The 2,826-nt window shown below is 39.2% G+C and carries 3 protein-coding genes; 2 read left to right on the top strand and 1 reads right to left on the bottom strand.

Annotated features, from left to right (window positions below):
* Positions 1-316: 316 nt before the first annotated feature.
* Together AC1DV1_RS31160 and AC1DV1_RS31155 are read left to right on the top strand one after the other, a co-directional pair.
* Positions 317-994 carry an ABC transporter ATP-binding protein gene (locus AC1DV1_RS31160; RefSeq protein ID WP_147060076.1) on the top strand — a complete coding sequence of 226 codons (678 nt, stop codon included), beginning with the start codon at positions 317-319 and terminating at the stop codon, positions 992-994.
* A 13-nt stretch (positions 995-1,007) separates the two neighbouring features.
* Positions 1,008-2,438, top strand: a complete 1,431-nt coding sequence (locus tag AC1DV1_RS31155) for a TolC family protein (protein ID WP_477368710.1) — start codon at positions 1,008-1,010, stop codon at positions 2,436-2,438.
* Positions 2,439-2,590: 152 nt separating this feature from the next.
* On the opposite strand, the gene AC1DV1_RS31150 is transcribed toward AC1DV1_RS31155, so the two are convergent.
* Positions 2,591-2,826: transposase (locus AC1DV1_RS31150; RefSeq protein WP_477361537.1), on the bottom strand; the 236-nt coding region annotated here is incomplete at its 5' end.

Here is a 2,826-nt window from a genome sequence, read left to right as displayed (position 1 = left end):
CCTTTCACCTTTCACCTTTCACCTTTCACCTTTCACCTTTCACCTTTCACCTTTCACCTTTCACCTTTCACCTTTCACCTTTCACCTTTCACCTTTCATCTTTCACCTTTCACCTTTCACCATTGTATCATTACCGTACGCCCCATGTTACATAAGCGTACAGTTATTATTTATTTGATTTTAATTAACTTACTGATAATTAGCTGTTTGAAAGTTTGGTATATTATTGATACCTGAATGATAAAATGATTATTATTATTGCTGTTAAGTAAAATTTAAATCACTAATTCACCAACTTATTAATTCACAACAAAAAATGTTATCACTTCAGCATATTTCAAAATACTACCAGGTAAGTGGACTAAAAAATTACGTGCTCAACGATCTGAGCCTTGAGGTTGACGAGGGCGAGTTTATTTCTATCATGGGGCCATCAGGATCTGGTAAATCAACTTTGCTTAATGTTATAGGTATGCTGGATGAGCCAACCGATGGCTATCACTATTTTGCAGGCCACGCTGTACACCAGCTTAAAGAAAAACAACGCTCGGCTTTGTATAAACAATACATCGGCTTTGTTTTCCAGGCTTATCACCTTATTGATGAGCTTACCGTGTATGAAAACATCGAAACTCCGCTAATTTACCAGGATTTTAAAAGCTCGGAACGTAAAGCCATGGTTGCAGATATACTGGATAAATTTAACATAGTTGGCAAAAAAGACCTTTTCCCGGCACAGTTATCGGGCGGTCAGCAGCAATTGGTAGGTATTGCCCGTGCGTTGATTGCCAAACCAAAATTGTTATTAGCCGATGAGCCAACAGGTAACCTTAATTCCAAACAAGGCGAAGAGATCATGGAGCTTTTTCGCAAGCTGAACAAAGAAGATAAAGTAACCATTATACAAGTAACCCACTCCGAAAAAAATGCCGAATACGGTACGCGCATCATTAACCTGCTCGACGGTAAAATAGCATCATCAAAACAACTCTGATCATCATATAGTAATGCGATATTTTAAATTTATATTTTTTGGTTTGATAGCACTGTCGGCAACACAGGTACAGGCGCAAACCGATTCTGTTCTATCTATCAGGCAATGTGTTGACATTGCGATAAAAAACAACCTCGACGTTAAAAAAAGTGAGCTTGATATGCAGCGGCTGGAAATTGGCTACAAACAAGCTAAAGAGTATTTGCTGCCTACCATTAGCGGCGATGTTAACCATAGCATAAATAATGGCCGCAGTTTAAATACTTACACCTACAGCTATGTAAACCAATCGCTTACATCGGGTAATTATAGTTTAAATGGCAGCCTTACCTTGTTTAGCGGCCTTCAAAATTTAAACAATATCAAACAAACCTCGCTTTCATACCAGGCGGGTAAAATGGATTTTCAGCAGGCTAAAGACCAGATAACTATACAGGTTATAACAGCCTACTTATCTGTTTTGGATAATGCAGAATTATTAAACCAGGTAACCAATCAACTGGAAGTATCAAAGAAACAGGTTGAGCGCTTAACCATTTTAGAAAAAGAAGGCGCTAATAAGCTGCCTGGTGATTTGTACGATTTGAAAGGTACTTACGGTGATAACCAGCTGAATTTTGTTGCCGCAAAAAGTGCGTTGGAGGTTTCAAAACTTAGCCTGATGCAAATGTTAAACATTCCGTATAACAAAAACCTGAAGCTTGAACCATTGAGCGTGCAGGATGTATCAAGCAAAACGGATGCATCGTCAGAACAGGTGTACGATACAGCGCTGCAACAGCTGGCTTTCATTAAAGCAGCCGAATTGAGAAGCAGGAGCGCCGAAAAGGGTGTTAAAGTTGCCCAGGGTGCGTTACTACCTACACTCTCACTAGGAGCTGGTATTTTTACCAACTACTCCAGCGCTGCCCAAAAATCAACTTTTATTGATTCGGCCGAAGTAAATACGGGTTCATATATTAAAGGGCCGGGCGGAAATCAGCCGGTGTATACCAAGGTGGCAAATAACAGTATTCAAAATATTGGTTATTATGATCAGTTTAAAAACAACTACAATACGCAAATAAGCCTGAGTTTACACATTCCGATATTAAACTATTTTCAAAACCGCAACAAAGTTTCGCTGGCAAAAATCAACTACCAGGAAGCAAAGTATGTTGAAAATAATGCTAAAATAGTTTTGAAACAAAGTGTTGAACAAGCCTATCTGAACATGACGCTGGCTTACGAAAGATATACCGTTTTACTTGAACAGGTTAAAGCGTACTCAGAATCATTCAGAATAGCCGAGATCCGTTTCAATGCCGGTGTATTAACGTCTGTTGAATTTGTATTGACAAAAAACAACCTCGACCGTACCAAACTGGCGATGATAAACGCGCGGTACGATTGCTTTATCTACAACAAAATATTAGATTATTACCAGGGCAAATTAACGCTTTAAAAAAAACAGAAAAGTTTTAGGAATTGTAAAAAAGTTTTACATTTATCCCAGAATTTATTTCTGACATGTCCGGTTTATATTTTTGGCGCCATTGGGGCCGATGATGTAAACCGGATTGCTATTTAAGGGTGCCGATTCTCAGGGCTGACGCATTAGAAATTTTTATTAGCGATAAGCGTTAACAGAAATTTATGGTTCCAACCAGCCATTTTTCGTTTGGCCTTCAGGCTGGCCTTGCTGGTTTTATCAGCTTTCAGAATATTTAAGGCTATTTTTCTGACGACTGCCAGGTTTTGAGCGGCCTGCCTGTTGCGTGTGGTATTGTAGTCTTCGCCAAAACCAACATCCAGTTGCCAGTGCAACTGATTTTCTATCCCCCAATGTGCGC

The sequence above is a fragment of the Mucilaginibacter sp. P4_D1 genome (assembly GCF_056401935.1).
The sequence above is the reverse complement of the archived record's forward strand: the minus strand, read 5'-3'. Positions and strand labels throughout refer to the sequence as shown.